13 protein-coding genes and 1 tRNA gene are annotated in these 13,546 nt (G+C 48.1%); 12 read left to right on the top strand and 2 right to left on the bottom strand.

Annotated elements, in window-relative coordinates:
* Positions 1-100 precede the first annotated feature (100 nt).
* From ACM64D_RS10275 to ACM64D_RS10235, 9 genes are all read left to right on the top strand, one after another.
* Positions 101-1,525 (top strand): TldD/PmbA family protein, encoded by a 1,425-nt coding sequence (locus tag ACM64D_RS10275; protein WP_415063123.1) that lies wholly within the window; start codon positions 101-103, stop codon positions 1,523-1,525.
* A 15-nt stretch (positions 1,526-1,540) separates the two neighbouring features.
* Positions 1,541-2,878 (top strand): TldD/PmbA family protein, encoded by a 1,338-nt coding sequence (locus ACM64D_RS10270; protein WP_415063122.1) that lies wholly within the window; start codon positions 1,541-1,543, stop codon positions 2,876-2,878.
* An 8-nt stretch (positions 2,879-2,886) separates the two neighbouring features.
* Entirely contained in the window at positions 2,887-3,210 is a 324-nt protein-coding gene (locus ACM64D_RS10265) for a DUF4286 family protein (protein ID WP_415063121.1), read from the top strand.
* 66 nt (positions 3,211-3,276) lie between these two features.
* Positions 3,277-3,753 carry an actin-binding protein gene (locus tag ACM64D_RS10260; protein ID WP_415063120.1) on the top strand — a complete coding sequence of 159 codons (477 nt, stop codon included), beginning with the start codon at positions 3,277-3,279 and terminating at the stop codon, positions 3,751-3,753.
* 128 nt (positions 3,754-3,881) lie between these two features.
* On the top strand, positions 3,882-4,634 hold the full coding sequence (locus ACM64D_RS10255) for a hypothetical protein (protein ID WP_415063119.1): 753 nt from the start codon (positions 3,882-3,884) through the stop codon (positions 4,632-4,634).
* Between the two features lie 168 nt (positions 4,635-4,802).
* Complete coding sequence (gene gcvP / locus ACM64D_RS10250) at positions 4,803-7,676, top strand: aminomethyl-transferring glycine dehydrogenase (RefSeq protein ID WP_415063118.1); 2,874 nt, start codon at positions 4,803-4,805, stop codon at positions 7,674-7,676.
* Between the two features lie 11 nt (positions 7,677-7,687).
* Positions 7,688-8,677: a glycosyltransferase family 9 protein gene (locus ACM64D_RS10245; protein ID WP_415063117.1), complete on the top strand. Its 990-nt coding sequence runs from the start codon at positions 7,688-7,690 to the stop codon at positions 8,675-8,677.
* Between the two features lie 9 nt (positions 8,678-8,686).
* Positions 8,687-9,712, top strand: coding sequence for a small ribosomal subunit Rsm22 family protein (locus ACM64D_RS10240; RefSeq protein ID WP_415063116.1), 1,026 nt, complete (start codon positions 8,687-8,689; stop codon positions 9,710-9,712).
* A gap of 89 nt (positions 9,713-9,801) precedes the next feature.
* Positions 9,802-10,182, top strand: a complete 381-nt coding sequence (locus ACM64D_RS10235) for a hypothetical protein (RefSeq protein WP_415063115.1) — start codon at positions 9,802-9,804, stop codon at positions 10,180-10,182.
* A 63-nt stretch (positions 10,183-10,245) separates the two neighbouring features.
* On the opposite strand, the gene ACM64D_RS10230 is transcribed toward ACM64D_RS10235, so the two are convergent.
* Positions 10,246-10,725, bottom strand: coding sequence for a DUF4423 domain-containing protein (locus ACM64D_RS10230; RefSeq protein WP_415063114.1), 480 nt, complete (start codon positions 10,723-10,725; stop codon positions 10,246-10,248).
* A 102-nt stretch (positions 10,726-10,827) separates the two neighbouring features.
* Positions 10,828-11,334, bottom strand: coding sequence for an SAM-dependent methyltransferase (locus ACM64D_RS10225; protein WP_415063113.1), 507 nt, complete (start codon positions 11,332-11,334; stop codon positions 10,828-10,830).
* Between the two features lie 86 nt (positions 11,335-11,420).
* Between ACM64D_RS10225 and gcvT the strand changes: the two genes are divergently transcribed.
* The 3 genes from gcvT to ACM64D_RS10210 all read left to right on the top strand — a co-directional run bounded on the left by gcvT (position 11,421) and on the right by ACM64D_RS10210 (position 13,083).
* Positions 11,421-12,503: a glycine cleavage system aminomethyltransferase GcvT gene (gene gcvT, locus ACM64D_RS10220; protein ID WP_415063112.1), complete on the top strand. Its 1,083-nt coding sequence runs from the start codon at positions 11,421-11,423 to the stop codon at positions 12,501-12,503.
* 10 nt (positions 12,504-12,513) lie between these two features.
* On the top strand, positions 12,514-12,903 hold the full coding sequence (gcvH, locus tag ACM64D_RS10215; protein ID WP_415063111.1) for a glycine cleavage system protein GcvH: 390 nt from the start codon (positions 12,514-12,516) through the stop codon (positions 12,901-12,903).
* Positions 12,904-13,000: 97 nt separating this feature from the next.
* A tRNA-Leu gene (locus ACM64D_RS10210) sits at positions 13,001-13,083 on the top strand.
* The last annotated feature ends 463 nt before the right edge of the window (positions 13,084-13,546 follow it).

Here is a 13,546-nt window from a genome sequence, read left to right as displayed (position 1 = left end):
TTTGGACGTTTCCGAGTTGTTTTTTGAGGTCGCATCCTTTAATGGAAAGGAGTCCCTTGTCGCCCCCCGAGGCGGAGGACATTGAGGAAAGGATCCCGATATGTTTGATTTGCAACACACCCTCAGTTCGCTCAAGAACCAAGCTGACTGGGTCAGTTTACGTCACGTCGCAGAAAAAACTACCTACCGCACGATTCGCGATGAGAAGGCCGATCGCAATAGCATCTCTTTTGATCAAGGGGTCATGATCGAGGTTTTGGTCGAGGGTCATTTTGGTTTTGCCGGCACCAGTGATCTCAGCCCCTCCGGAATTCAAAGAGCCTTTGCCAAAGCGGTGTCCATGGCCAAATCGGCCTCAGCCTATAAAGTTCATGAATTTTCCTTGGAACATCGCCCACTGGCTCAAGGCTCCTATCGTTCTCCGGTCATTAAACCTTTGGACTCATTTTCCGCCAAAGAAATCACCGATATTTTTATCGAAGCCACCAAGGCCATGAAGATCTCTGACAAAATCTTGAGCCGCTCGGCCACAACGATGATCGTTGAAACCTCTTTTCACTCGATCAGTTCTTCGGGCTCAGAAGTGGATCAACACTTTTCAATCGTCAGCACAGACTTTTCCACCACCGCCGGAACTGGCAGCGAAACCCAAACACGATCTGACAGCGGGGGACTGGCGCGGTGTCTGCAAGTCGGTGCCGAAGTTTTTGATCGGGCCAGCATCTTAGAGCGCTGCCAGCGCATTGCCGAAGAAGCCCTAGAGCTTGTCTCTGCCGACAACTGCCCTGACACGACCATGGATCTTTTGCTCGCGCCCGATCAGATGACTTTGCAAGTTCACGAGTCCATCGGACATCCTTTGGAATATGATCGTATTTTAGGAGACGAAAGAAACTACGCCGGCTGGAGTTTTGTAAAACCCGATGACTTCGGCAAACTTCAATACGGCTCGCCGTTGATGAACGTCACTTTTGATCCGACAATTCCCGATGCTTTGGCGTCCTATGCTTTTGATGATTCAGGCCATCAAGCGACCAAAGAGTTTCTGATTCAGAACGGTCTTTTGCTCAAAGGCCTGGGCGGCCTGGAGTCCCAATCTCGCTTAGAGCTTCCCGGCGTTGCCAACTTCCGTTCCGCTTCTTGGAATCGAGCGCCGATTGATCGTATGGCGAACATCAATCTTGAACCTGGAACCTCAAAACTGGAAGATATGATTTCTTCCGTCGAACGCGGTGTTTTCATGATGGCCAATAAATCTTGGTCCATCGACGACTATCGCAACAAGTTTCAATTCGGCTGTGAATACGCAAAACTTATTGAAAATGGCAAACTGACTAAAACACTTAAAAATCCCAACTATCGCGGCACCACCGTGAAGTTCTGGAACAGTCTGAAGGCGGTCAGCGAAAACCGCGAAACCTACGGTTCCCCTTACTGCGGGAAGGGTGAACCCAATCAAGTGATTCGCGTGGGACACACAACGCCTTACTGCCTGTTTGCGAACGTGGAAGTTTTCGGCGCCTAAGCCTTTGGAGATTTTATGAATTTTACCGAGAATATGAAACAGTCCTTCCATCAAGTTGCAGATTATCTTTTAGGACAACTCAAAAGCGGCGAGCAAGCCAACGTGAATCTGAATGCCGAAGAATCGCTGTTTGTACGTTTTAATGGCAACAAGGTTCGCCAAAACACCCATGTTGAACAGCGCACCCTGGGGCTGCTTTTGCAAAAAGAGGGAAAGACGGCTCACGTCAGTTTTTCTATCACCGGACAAGTCGATGAAGACAAGAAACGCGCCGACTTCTGGCTTTCTCAAGCTCGCAAAGAATGTGATCTTCTGCCGGAAGATCCATATCAGGTCCCTATTAAAAACAACGGCACCAGTGACAACACCTTCAAAGGAGCTCTGCTGCCTGACGAAGAAGTGATTTCCGCCATCACACGGCCCGCCCAAGGCACCGATCTGGCGGGTCTTTACTGCGGAGGTCCGTTGATCTCTGCCAATAAAAACTCACAAGGACAAAGTCACTGGTTTGCTACAGAGAACTTCTTTATGGATTATTCTCTTTACCATGGCGAAAAGGCGGTGAAGTCGGTTTACGCGGGAACAGAGTGGAACCAAAAGGACTTCGAGGCCAATCTGGCGCTTAGTAAAAATCAACTCAACCTGATGGACCGTCCAAAGAGAACTCTTAAGCCCGGCGCTTACCGCACTTATCTTGCTCCAGGGGCGGTGGCCGAGATGGCTTCGATGCTTTCCTGGGGTGCCTTGAGCTTCAATGCCTACAAACAAGGAGGCAGCGCTTTACAGAAGCTGGCTGAAAAAGAAAAGTCTCTTTCAAAATTGCTTTCTCTTCGTGAAAACTACGGTCTGGGGCTGACTCACCGATTCAACTCCTTAGGAGAACTGGCTGACGAAACCCTGGAGCTGATCTCGGTCGGAGAACTCAAAAATTTTATGACCAGCAGTCGTTCTGCGAAAGAATATGGGGTTCAAGGAAATGCCGCAGACTCCTATGAGGCGCCTCGGTCGTTAGAGATCCTCCCTGGTTCTTTAAAAGAACAAGATATTCTTAAAGAACTGGGAACGGGCCTTTATCTTTCCAATCTTCACTACTTGAACTGGTCCGATCGTTTGAACGCCCGCATTACAGGAATGACCCGCTATGCGTGTTTTTGGGTGGAAAATGGCGAGATTATCGCTCCCATCGCCGATTTACGGTTTGATGAGAGTCTTTATGACTGTTGGGGGCCGAATCTTTTGGCCATCACTGAATTCCAGGCCGTGGACCCCATGGTTTCCACCTATGAAAGCCGCTCTTTCGGTGGAAAAAAGGTTCCCGGTATGTTAATCAAGGACTTCAAATTCACTCTGTAAGGGAAATCATGGTTACTTATATTGTCCACCTGATGGTTCGACACGAAGTTTATACTGAGTACGTTGACTGGCTTAAAAGCGAACACATTCCTGAAATGCTGACGCTGCCAGGATTTATTTCTGCTGAAATGTGCCTGCGTAAAGGGGGCAATATGGAAGCCTCGAGTAAAGACGTTAAAATCATCTATAAACTTAAAGATGAAGAGCACATGAAACTCTACATGACTGAGTACGCGATGAAACTTCGCGAGAAGGGTCTTGAGAAGTTCCCGGGTCAGTTTTCCGCTCAGCGTGAAGTTTGGTTAGAAACTATTAATTTTGAGTCAAAATAAGTCTGGGGGGCTTTCATTTCAGCCCTTCCAGGTGTATGTTAGGTTCGGCAAACAAAGGAGACTCTTGTGGCGACACCCGCATTTCAAAAAATCTTGGAAAATCTGTCTGAAACAAAAGGCGTTCAAAACCTTCTTGAAAATTTCCAAAAGCTCAATGACGAGATCAAAAAGAAAGAGTCTGAACTGAAAAATCGCTTCGACAAACAAAAAGATCAAAAGATCGAGTTGGCCTGGAAGAAATATCAAGAGATCGTGAAGGTTCTTGGAACTTCTGAAGCGAAACTTGAAAAAGAAGTGAACAGCACCATCGCGAAGATCAAAAAATCTGCAGACAGTTTGGAAAAAAACATCGCGGCCTACAAAAAGAAAGCGATCGCGCAAAAAACAAAGCTTGAAAAAACTCTTTTCAAAAAGACGACAAAAAAAGCTTCTGTGAAAAAGACAGCCGCAACTGCAAAACCAAAAGCAGCGACGACAGCCAAGAAAGCGACCAAGAAAACTGTGGCTCGCAAAGCAACTAAAAAAGCGGCTAAAAAGTCTTAAAGCCAGATCTTTAGCAAGGACGAAGAACCCACTGCCTCTCTGGTCGTGGGTTTTTTATTTTCTTTCGGCCAGGTCCAGGGCCCCGAGCGCTGACAGAGCCCTCTCTTTTTGATATTCATAGAACGATCATGAAGCTCGTAAAAAGCATCTTCAAATATCTTGGTTTCTTCCTTTTCGGAGCTTTCTTTTGCGCCGTTGTCGGCCTCACCGGAATCTCTTACTACACCATCGAACAACTCACCAAAGCGGTCACGCCAGAGCCCCCGGTGGGAAAGAAAACTTCTGCAGTCAAAGCGACAAAAACTCTTTCTTCGTCAGAAGACTCCAAAACAAGGACTGACGACGCCGTCAACCCGAACCTCAAAGATCTCACTCGCATTGGGGTGAACTATGTGGAAGAACTAGGGCAATTTGATCAACTGGCCACTGAGCTCTCTCTAAAATCCATGCCCTCACTCTGCACAACCTTGTGCAATCCCATTCGCATGGACCGAGAGCGCCTCAGCAATGAGCGAACCTCGTACTTAACCGCCTACTATAAACAAGAAGGCGCTCGCGCTCTGGAAGATCCCTTGTTTCGATTGAGACTTGAAGAGATCGGATTTCTTTCAGAACTCTTCCCGGCCTCTCTGCGCAGTGTGCTTGCCCAGATTGAGCAGACAGCAAAAAACTCTGAACAAAAAACCAACAAGATGACCTTGGCCATAAAACTGGAACTCGCCGTGCTCAAAGAAATTTCCTCTTTTGGGCTGCGCTGGGATGCTCTAAAGCAAGACACCCACAAACTCAAATTAGTTCGTGACCTCGTTCGCTCCTGCGAGCGCGGAACCCCTCGAAATAAAGTCATATCCGAGTGTCGCTCTCAGCTCGAGGGCATATAAACTAGTCTTAGTTTTTTAGATGCTCCATATAAATATGTTTTTATGTATAACGTCGGGCTTTTCCGCGACAGATCCCCATTTCGCCTCGCATTAGCTGATCTGCGCACTTACAAATCTTTCACTCCCCTAGGGGGGTGTGCTAGTCTCGTCGGGTCAATTGAGGTGCTCATGAAAATCGAAGATCTTTCCCCAAAAAATGAATTTATTCCTCGTCATATTGGTCCTACTGATTCTGACATTCACGAGATGTTGAAGACGTTGGGCTTTAACTCTTTAGAGCAAATGGCGGACAAAGTGATTCCGGCGCAAATTCGCAGCCAACATCAATATCAAGATGTCGGTTCTGGAATCTCTGAGTACGGTCTTTTGAATTACTTGAAACAGATGGTTTCAAAAAACAAAGTCTTCAAAAGCTACATCGGCATGGGCTTCCACGACACCATCACGCCGACCGTGATTCAAAGAAACATCTTTGAAAACCCGGTGTGGTACACAGCCTACACGCCTTATCAGCCAGAAATTTCTCAAGGTCGTTTGGAAGCTCTTTTAAATTTCCAAACGATGGTCAGTGATTTGACGGGCATGGAAATTTCCAACGCCTCTTTGCTTGATGAAGGGACCGCGGCGGCTGAAGCGATGTTCATGGCGCACTCTCTTTGTAAGAACAAAGCGAATGCTTTCGTGGTCTCCCCCGACATGCATCCCCACGTGATTGACGTGATGGGCACTCGCGCAGAGCCTTTGGGTTTTGAAATGATCGTGATGGACCCAGCGAAATATGATTTCGCGAAACCCGTCTTCGGCGTTTTCTTCCAATATCCTAACACCCACGGTTTGATCGAAGACTACTCGGCTCTTGCCAAGAAATACAAAGATCATGGTGCTCTGGTGACTGCCTCTGCGGACCTTTTGGCGATGACTCTTCTGACTCCTCCAGGTGAATGGGGAGCTGACATGGTTGTCGGGAACTCACAGAGATTCGGTGTGCCTCTCGGTTACGGCGGGCCTCATGCGGCGTTCTTGGCGACGAAAGATGCCTACAAACGTTTGATGCCCGGTCGTTTGGTCGGCGTCAGCGTGGACTCGCAAGGCAAGAGCGCTTTACGCTTGGCTTTGCAAACTCGCGAACAACACATCCGCCGCGAAAAAGCCACTTCCAACATTTGTACCGCGCAGGTTCTTTTGGCGAACATGGCTTCCATGTATGCCGTTTACCACGGTCCTCAAGGACTTAAGAAAATTGCATTACGTCTTCAACGCCTGACCGGAATTTTAGCCGAAGGCTTGCAGAAGCTGGGCTACTCTGTCGCCAAAGGCCCTTTCTTTGATACTCTCACCGTAACGACGGACAAAGCGACGGCGATTCTGGCCCAAGCTGAAAAAATGGAAATGAACTTCCGTAACTTCGGTGGTGGTAAGATCGGTCTTTCTTTAAACGAAACAACAACCCTTGAAGACGTCCAGGCAATTTGGGCGGCTTTCAATCAAGGGACCGCGACCAACTTCACAGCTCTCTCTATCGACGAAGCCATGAAAGATGTGGAACTGCCAGCAAATCTGACTCGCACTTCGACTTATCTTTCGCACATGGTGTTTAACTCTCACCACAGCGAAACAGAGATGCTTCGTTATATCCACTCTTTGCAAAACAAAGATCTGACGTTGACTCACTCGATGATTCCGTTGGGATCCTGCACGATGAAGCTTAACGCAACAACGGAACTGGTTCCTGTGTCATGGCCTGAGATCGGCAAACTTCATCCGTTTGCGCCCACTTCGCAAGCGGCAGGTTTGATTGAGATGATTCATGACCTTGAAAAGAAGTTGTCTGACATCACTGGTTTCGCAGCTGTGAGCTTGCAACCCAATGCCGGTTCTCAAGGGGAATACACGGGTCTTTTGGTGATTCGTAAGTACCACCAATCTCGCGGCCAGGGTCACCGCAATATTTGTTTGATTCCTTCATCAGCGCACGGAACCAATCCTGCCTCAGCAGCACTTGTGAACATGCAAGTCGTTGTTGTTGCCTGTGACGATCATGGAAACGTCGATGTCGCGGATCTTAAGGCTAAAGCCGAACAACACCGCGATAACTTGGCGGCTTTGATGATCACCTATCCTTCCACACACGGCGTGTTTGAAGAAGGGATCGTAGAGATCTGCAAGATCATCCACGATAACGGCGGACAGGTTTACATGGACGGCGCGAACATGAATGCCCTAGTCGGCATGTGTCGCCCAGGAACTTTCGGTCCTGACGTTTCTCACATGAACTTGCATAAGACCTTCGCCATTCCTCACGGTGGTGGCGGACCTGGTGTTGGCCCGATCGGCGTGGGAGCGCATTTAGCCCCCTTCTTGCCTAAACACTCTTTGGTTCCCGAGTGCGGTCCTGCAACAGGAATTTCTGCAACGACGTCGGCTCCTTGGGGAAGTGCTAGCATTTTGCCAATCTCTTGGGCCTACATCACAATGATGGGAGCAGAGGGTTTACGCAAAGCCACTCTGGTCAGCATCTTGAGCGCCAACTACATCGCTAAGAAGCTCGAACCTCATTACCCAGTCTTATACAAAGGCAAAAACGGCTTGGTGGCCCATGAATGTATCGTCGATGTTCGTGACATCAAAAAGGTCTCCGGCATTGACGTCACGGATGTTGCAAAACGTTTGATGGACTATGGCTTCCATGCTCCGACTATGAGCTTCCCTGTTGCGGGAACCTTGATGATCGAGCCGACAGAGTCTGAGCCCAAAAAAGAATTGGATCGTTTCATCGAGTCCATGATCACCATTCGCAAAGAAATCTCTGCGATCGAATCAGGAAAAGTGGACAAAGAGAACAATGCCTTAAAGAACTCTCCTCACACGGCTCAGATGATGATGATGCCAGAATGGAATCACCCTTACTCCCGCGAGGAAGCGGTATATCCAGTGGAATGGTTGCGCGGTAACAAGTACTGGCCGACCGTAGGTCGTGTTGACAACGCTTACGGCGACAGACACTTGATTTGTTCTTGCCCTTCCATTGAAGAGTACAAATAAAATAGAACTTGATGAAAAAGAAAGTTCTTCTTATCAGACTTGATAAAATTGGCGACCTGATCTGCACCTTGTGTGTCGATCAGGTTTCTTTTTTAAAAGACTGTGAGGTGCAGTGGGTGATCTCCAAAGGCCTGGGTTTTGTGCCCGACCACGCCGAGCCTCCACGCACATACCTCGAACTTTCCAAAGAGAACTGGCAAGAATCCTTAAGAGATTTAAGAATATTTCTTCGCAACTATCGACCTGATGTTGCCGTGAGCTTTCAAGCCCCGTGGTGGGTCAGCTATGCCCTTTGGGCAGAGAAAGTTCCTGTTCGCGCCGGAGTGAAATCCCAGTGGCATAGCTTTCTTTTTTTGAATCATGGTCTTCGCCAACGTCGCAGCCTAGCGACGCAACACGAAGCTGACTACAATCTGGATCTTCTGCTTCATGCATTTTCCATCGAAGAAGAAGTGACTCAGGAAAAAACGCCCGTCCTAAAACTGCAAGCCCCTGCAAACTTCGCCCTGCTGGAAAAACATCACTTGCAACCAGGGCATTACCTCGTCGTGCATCCCGGGATGGCAGGCTCCGCACTGAACTGGCCGACGGCCCGCTATATCGAGTTCATTGAAAAGGCCGCCGAAACCACGCAAGTGGTTCTGACCGGCACCCCCGCTGATGAACCTTGGCTTACCAAGATCAAAGAATATTTTAAAAACCATTCTCGTGTTCTTTCCCTGCAAAACCAATTACAGCCTGCAGAGCTATTCACAGTTTTAAAACACGCCAAAGCCGTGATCGTCCCCAGCACCGGGGTTGCGCATATCGCAGCTTCCCTCGGGGTCCCGGTTTTAGGGATCTACTCTCCTGTTCGTGTGCAACACCCGCGACGTTGGGCGGCTCGTGGAGAAAAAGTGCATATCTTCATGCCGACCCACCAGGATCCTGATCACGTGGACCCTCGCTGCATGGACGAGATTTTGCCTGACGATTTGCTAAAGGCTTTGTCTTCGCTGTAAAATCGGATCATGCAAAAACAATGGTCTTATCCCGCCTCTTTTGAAGCCTCTCTGACTCATGCCCTGGAAAGTTACAAGCTTTCCCTGCAAGACTCTAAGGCCTTGGCCAAATGTGTCCTGGCATTGTCGGACTACTTCATTCATAAGCCCGAGGATCAAACGCCCTGGCATGAGACCTGGGCTCAGGTAGCGTATCTCTGTTACTATCTTCCTTTAAATGCCACTCGCCTGCGTCGAATTGCAGCGGAAGCACAGGCACGTGGTTTCTTTCGTGGGCTCGACGAGGTGATTGATTTTGGAGCGGGCCTAGCCACCGCTTCCTTGGTGCTTTCTGAAGTACATCCTTTCAAGTTTCGCCTGATCGAACGTGCGGCGGAACCTCAAAAGATCATTGAAACCTTCTTCACTCAATTCAAAGCCGAAGAATGGCAGCGTACTTTCAGTGCGCCCAAACTTAAAAATCCTCTGAAAACCCTCGCGGTTTTTTCATACTCACTGACGGAACTTTCCACTCTTCCTGAGTGGGCCTTGCAATGCGAGGCCTTGATGTTGGTTGAACCTTCAACTCAACAAGATGGTCGAAAGCTCTTAGAACTTCGTCAAAAACTTTTAGCGCAAGGTTATCACGTATGGGCCCCCTGCACTCACGAAGGCCCTTGCCCTTTATTGACCCAATCAAAACACGATTGGTGTCATGACCGTGTTCACTTTCAAGCCCCGGCGTGGTTTGAAAAGCTGGAAGAACAGCTCCCTATGAAAAACCGTACTTTAACGATGAGCTATCTTCTAATGCGAAAAACTGCTCCGCCCAAGATGACGAACTTAGCCCGTGTCGTCGGTGACCACCTGGAAGAAAAAGGCAAAGACCGCCAGTTGATTTGTCGTAGCCCTGAACGAGAGTTCCTCGCATGGATGCACAAAACAGGGTTGCGCCAGGAAATACCCCGCGGGGCCTTGATTGAAACGCCCGAGGCCCTCCAGAAGGTCTCTAACGAACTGCGCGTGCAAAGCGAGATAAAAATCGTCGAAGATTAAGACACCTTCTAGAAATTTCACGGTCCTGGCCGCCCCGTCTTGATAGCCCTTCTGGGGCTTGTTATAAGAGTGCTTTCAGTGAGGTTCTTATGAAACTGATTGTCGCACTCTGTGCTCTTCTTTTTTCGACTTCAGCTCTGGCCGCGAAAACGCACGTAAAAACAGACATCATTCAAGATGGTGAAATCGTTTACACGCTCAACTCTTTTAAGGACTCTTCTTTCTGGGGAGGCCGCTATAACATCCAGGCCTGTTACATTGGCAATCTTTATGATGTCTGTAAGTCTTTGAAGAAAGACTTCGCTCGCAACGCCTACGAGTATCGCAGTGGTGCTCATGATTTAATGGAACTAAAAAGCTGCGAAGTTTGCGGATTGACAGTCGCTATCGAGTATCAGCTTTCCGATGACTATGACAACATCAAGCCTGTGACTAAGGAGCTGACTATTCCCGCTTGTCATGGGCTCTAAAAAAACAAACCGAGCCCTAGAGGCTCGGTTCATTCAAGATCATTTTTTTGTGATCAAAACTCTTTAGTCGTTAATGCCGAATCCAGCGACAGGAAAAAGAGAAACAGAAATTTGATAAGTTTTTCCCTCTGCCACACCCGCATCAAGGAACTGAGCTAATTCTTTACGGAAAGCTTTGATCTTTTCTTTGGCTTCCGTCAGACGATTCTCATCCACGGTGATCGTGATGGTGGATTGCTCACGCTCTTCCGTGGGCATTCTCTCCAAAAGACGCTCTAGTTTACGCTTCATCTTCTTTTCACGGCTGATTTCGCCAAAGCGCAGAAGCTCGTCCGGAGTGAGGTTCAAACGCTCCCCAAACATACGAATAGTTCTCATGGTGACAGTTCTTTTGCCGTTTAGAATCTTGGACAAGAATGACGAGTCCACTTCCAAATGGCGGGCGAACGCACGCAATGAGTAACGGGGATAGTTCTGGCTACGACGAGCCAATTCATCTTCAAGAAACTGTCTAAAATCTGAGTTTTTATTTACTTCCTGCATGTGGACACATTTATGTATAGGGCCCCCATTAATCAATATTTTGTTCACACCTTACGAACTTTTAATAATGCCATTCGGGGTGCGTCATTTTAATTCTAGAAATTAATCATTTTTATCGAATATCAATAACTTACGAACACGGCCACGCTCTACAACTTCGTAATGTACATTACACAACTTGAAGTTGTCCCGAAGCTCAAAATCCAGCATTTTTACGAGCTTTTCCTCATCTCTTTGTGGACACAAAATCAACCGGGAGACTAGCAAGAGCTCTCGACGATACAAAGACCCCACAATTTTATGAATGGTGTGTGCGCCGACGCCCGCAATCACGGCAGTTCCGCGCAGAACCTCTTGAAGATCCTCTCCTGGCAATGCGTGAAAGTAGGCCCGCGACGTCGAATCCGGGCGTAAATACTCAGATTGAAAGCGGCTCTGGAGCTGCCCTACGATATGCTCCACTTGATCAACAAAATGAACCTCCGGGAAAGAGCCACTTTCATAGGCATTCAGTCCCATGTAACCGTGATCACAACAGAAGTCCCACACGGGCTCTCCCGAAAGAAGATGATCGTAAATAAGCTGCATACGGCGAGAGAGTTTAACCATGAAGGCACATCCATAACACGATGCCATTTTTGCGGGCAAGCACACAGCGACTTGACTGTCTGCCTTGGGAAAAGGACACTCGGCCCATGAAAAAGACACCACTCGCAGAAACACATGAAAAGTTGGGCGCCCGCATGGTCGACTTTGCCGGCTGGTATATGCCCGTTCAATACATCGGTCTTCGTGAAGAGCACAACAATGTGCGCACAAACGTCGGCCTCTTCGACGTTTCCCACATGGGAGAAGTCCGCGTAAAAGGCCCGAAGGCCCTCGAAACTCTCGAGTGGTTGACGACCAACGACGTCTCTAAGTTGAATGATGGCGAAGCCCAGTACTCTTTGCTTCCCAATGACCAAGGTGGCTTGGTCGATGATATCATCGTCTATTGCCTGAAAAAGAATGAAGACTACCTTGTCTGCGTCAACGCCTCTAACAAAGACAAAGACTTTGCCTGGATGACGAAACACAATAAGGGCGCCGACATGACCGATGAAAGTGATCTTTGGGGGCAAATCGCCATCCAAGGACCGAAAGCTTTAGAGCTTTGCCATCGCGTGCTTGGAATGAAGGTCGGCGAAATGAAGCCTTTCACTGTTCAGCACGGTCAATTCCAAAATCACAAAATCATGGTCGCAACCACGGGTTATACCGGCGAAAAAGGCTGTGAAGTGTTCGTGGAGGCCGGCGGCACTGTGGCTTTGTGGATGGCTTTGCTTGAGCAAGGAAAAGACTTGGGAGTCATGCCTATTGGCTTGGGCGCCCGCGACACCCTCCGTACAGAAATGAAGTATTCTCTTTACGGGCACGAAATCGATGACACGACGAATCCATACGAAGCCGGTCTTGGTTGGGTGATTAAACCTGCCAAAAAAGACTTTATGGGTAAGAACTTGATCGTTGGCAAAAAAGAGGCCGGTCTTTCAAGAAATCTTGTGGGATTTAAGATGCTTGAGAAGGGCATTCCTCGTCAGGGTTACAGCCTGTTTTCTTTTGACAACAAAGAAATCGGCAAGGTAACTAGTGGTACACATTCTCCGACCTTGGATGAGCCTGTTGGTATTGCTTATATCGATTTAGCTCACGCAAAAGAAGGAACCGAATTCCTTCTCGATATCCGCGGTCGTAAAGTTAAGGCGGTGGTTGTAAAAACCCCGTTTGTTCAGAAATAAGGAGCCGAACATGGCATTTCACATCCCTGAAGACTACTATTACACAAAAGAACACGAGTGGGCTCAAGTTGACGAGAACATCGTCACTGTGGGAATCACAGAGTTTGCGCAAGACTCTCTTGGCGAAATCGTTTACGTGGAGCTTCCAGAAGAAGGTCAAAAAATCACTCAAGGCCAAACTTTCGGCGTTGTTGAGTCCGTAAAGGCCGTCAGCGACCTCTATGCCCCAGTTTCAGGCACTGTGATCGAAGTGAATACCAGCTTGGGCGACGACCCTTCTGTATTGAACGACGACCCCGTAAATGAGGGCTGGCTTGTTCGTATCGAGATGGATACTGAAAAGGAACTCGCAAACCTTATGAGAGCTCCAGACTACAAAAAGTTGATCGCCGAGAAATAATCGGCCTTCAACGCAGGATTTTGCGGTCTTTACCGTGAAATTTTCCTTGCAACCCGATAGCGACTTAAGCTATCACTGACATTCGCAAATAAGGTGTGCCCCGCTGGTGAAATTGGCAGACACGCTAGACTTAGGATCTAGTGCGCAAGCGTGGGGGTTCAAGTCCCTCGCGGGGCACCAAATAAAAAAGCTGACTGAATAAGTCGGCTTTTTTTATGTCCGAAATTGACTGGCTACTTTAGTAACCTTTCTGCAGATACAATTTGTCAGCATAAAAGGTTCTGACCAGATTGTGTTTACCTTCCGCACAGACATGCTCGCCAACCCCAGGTTCTGCAAACTTGATCACAGAAGGCCGTATTGGCGATGTAACATCTATTCCAATCCTCGGATCCCTTAAATTCATTTTAAGCGCGAGAGACTGTGCAGGTACTGAACAAGGCAACTCATGTCGGTCATGTCCATCGTGAAGTAAAGATAATAAAAAAATATCCCCTTTTATAATTTATTGAAAGAGCTTAAAAATCCCCAGGACATAAACAACACAATGGGGACTGAGTATGAAAAAGACGTTCATTGTATCTTTATTAATGTTGGCCGAAGTCGTTAGCAATAGCCGCGCAATGGCTGCAGGAGCTGAGGC

Source organism: Bdellovibrio sp. (assembly GCF_047637665.1).
Lineage (GTDB): Bacteria > Bdellovibrionota > Bdellovibrionia > Bdellovibrionales > Bdellovibrionaceae > Bdellovibrio.
Note: the sequence above shows the minus strand (reverse complement) of the source record. Positions and strands in the feature narration are given on the sequence as shown.

Excerpts from the sequence above, each read along its gene's own strand:
- ACM64D_RS10275 (WP_415063123.1), top strand. The coding sequence starts at position 101 with ATGTTTGATTTGCAACACACCCTCAGTTCGCTCAAGAACCAAGCTGAC.
- ACM64D_RS10270 (WP_415063122.1), top strand. The coding sequence starts at position 1,541 with ATGAATTTTACCGAGAATATGAAACAGTCCTTCCATCAAGTTGCAGAT.
- ACM64D_RS10265 (WP_415063121.1), top strand. The coding sequence starts at position 2,887 with ATGGTTACTTATATTGTCCACCTGATGGTTCGACACGAAGTTTATACT.
- ACM64D_RS10255 (WP_415063119.1), top strand. The coding sequence starts at position 3,882 with ATGAAGCTCGTAAAAAGCATCTTCAAATATCTTGGTTTCTTCCTTTTC.
- gcvP (WP_415063118.1), top strand. The coding sequence starts at position 4,803 with ATGAAAATCGAAGATCTTTCCCCAAAAAATGAATTTATTCCTCGTCAT.
- ACM64D_RS10245 (WP_415063117.1), top strand. The coding sequence starts at position 7,688 with ATGAAAAAGAAAGTTCTTCTTATCAGACTTGATAAAATTGGCGACCTG.
- ACM64D_RS10240 (WP_415063116.1), top strand. The coding sequence starts at position 8,687 with ATGCAAAAACAATGGTCTTATCCCGCCTCTTTTGAAGCCTCTCTGACT.
- ACM64D_RS10235 (WP_415063115.1), top strand. The coding sequence starts at position 9,802 with ATGAAACTGATTGTCGCACTCTGTGCTCTTCTTTTTTCGACTTCAGCT.
- ACM64D_RS10230 (WP_415063114.1), bottom strand. The coding sequence starts at position 10,725 with ATGCAGGAAGTAAATAAAAACTCAGATTTTAGACAGTTTCTTGAAGAT.
- ACM64D_RS10225 (WP_415063113.1), bottom strand. The coding sequence starts at position 11,334 with ATGGTTAAACTCTCTCGCCGTATGCAGCTTATTTACGATCATCTTCTT.
- gcvT (WP_415063112.1), top strand. The coding sequence starts at position 11,421 with ATGAAAAAGACACCACTCGCAGAAACACATGAAAAGTTGGGCGCCCGC.
- gcvH (WP_415063111.1), top strand. The coding sequence starts at position 12,514 with ATGGCATTTCACATCCCTGAAGACTACTATTACACAAAAGAACACGAG.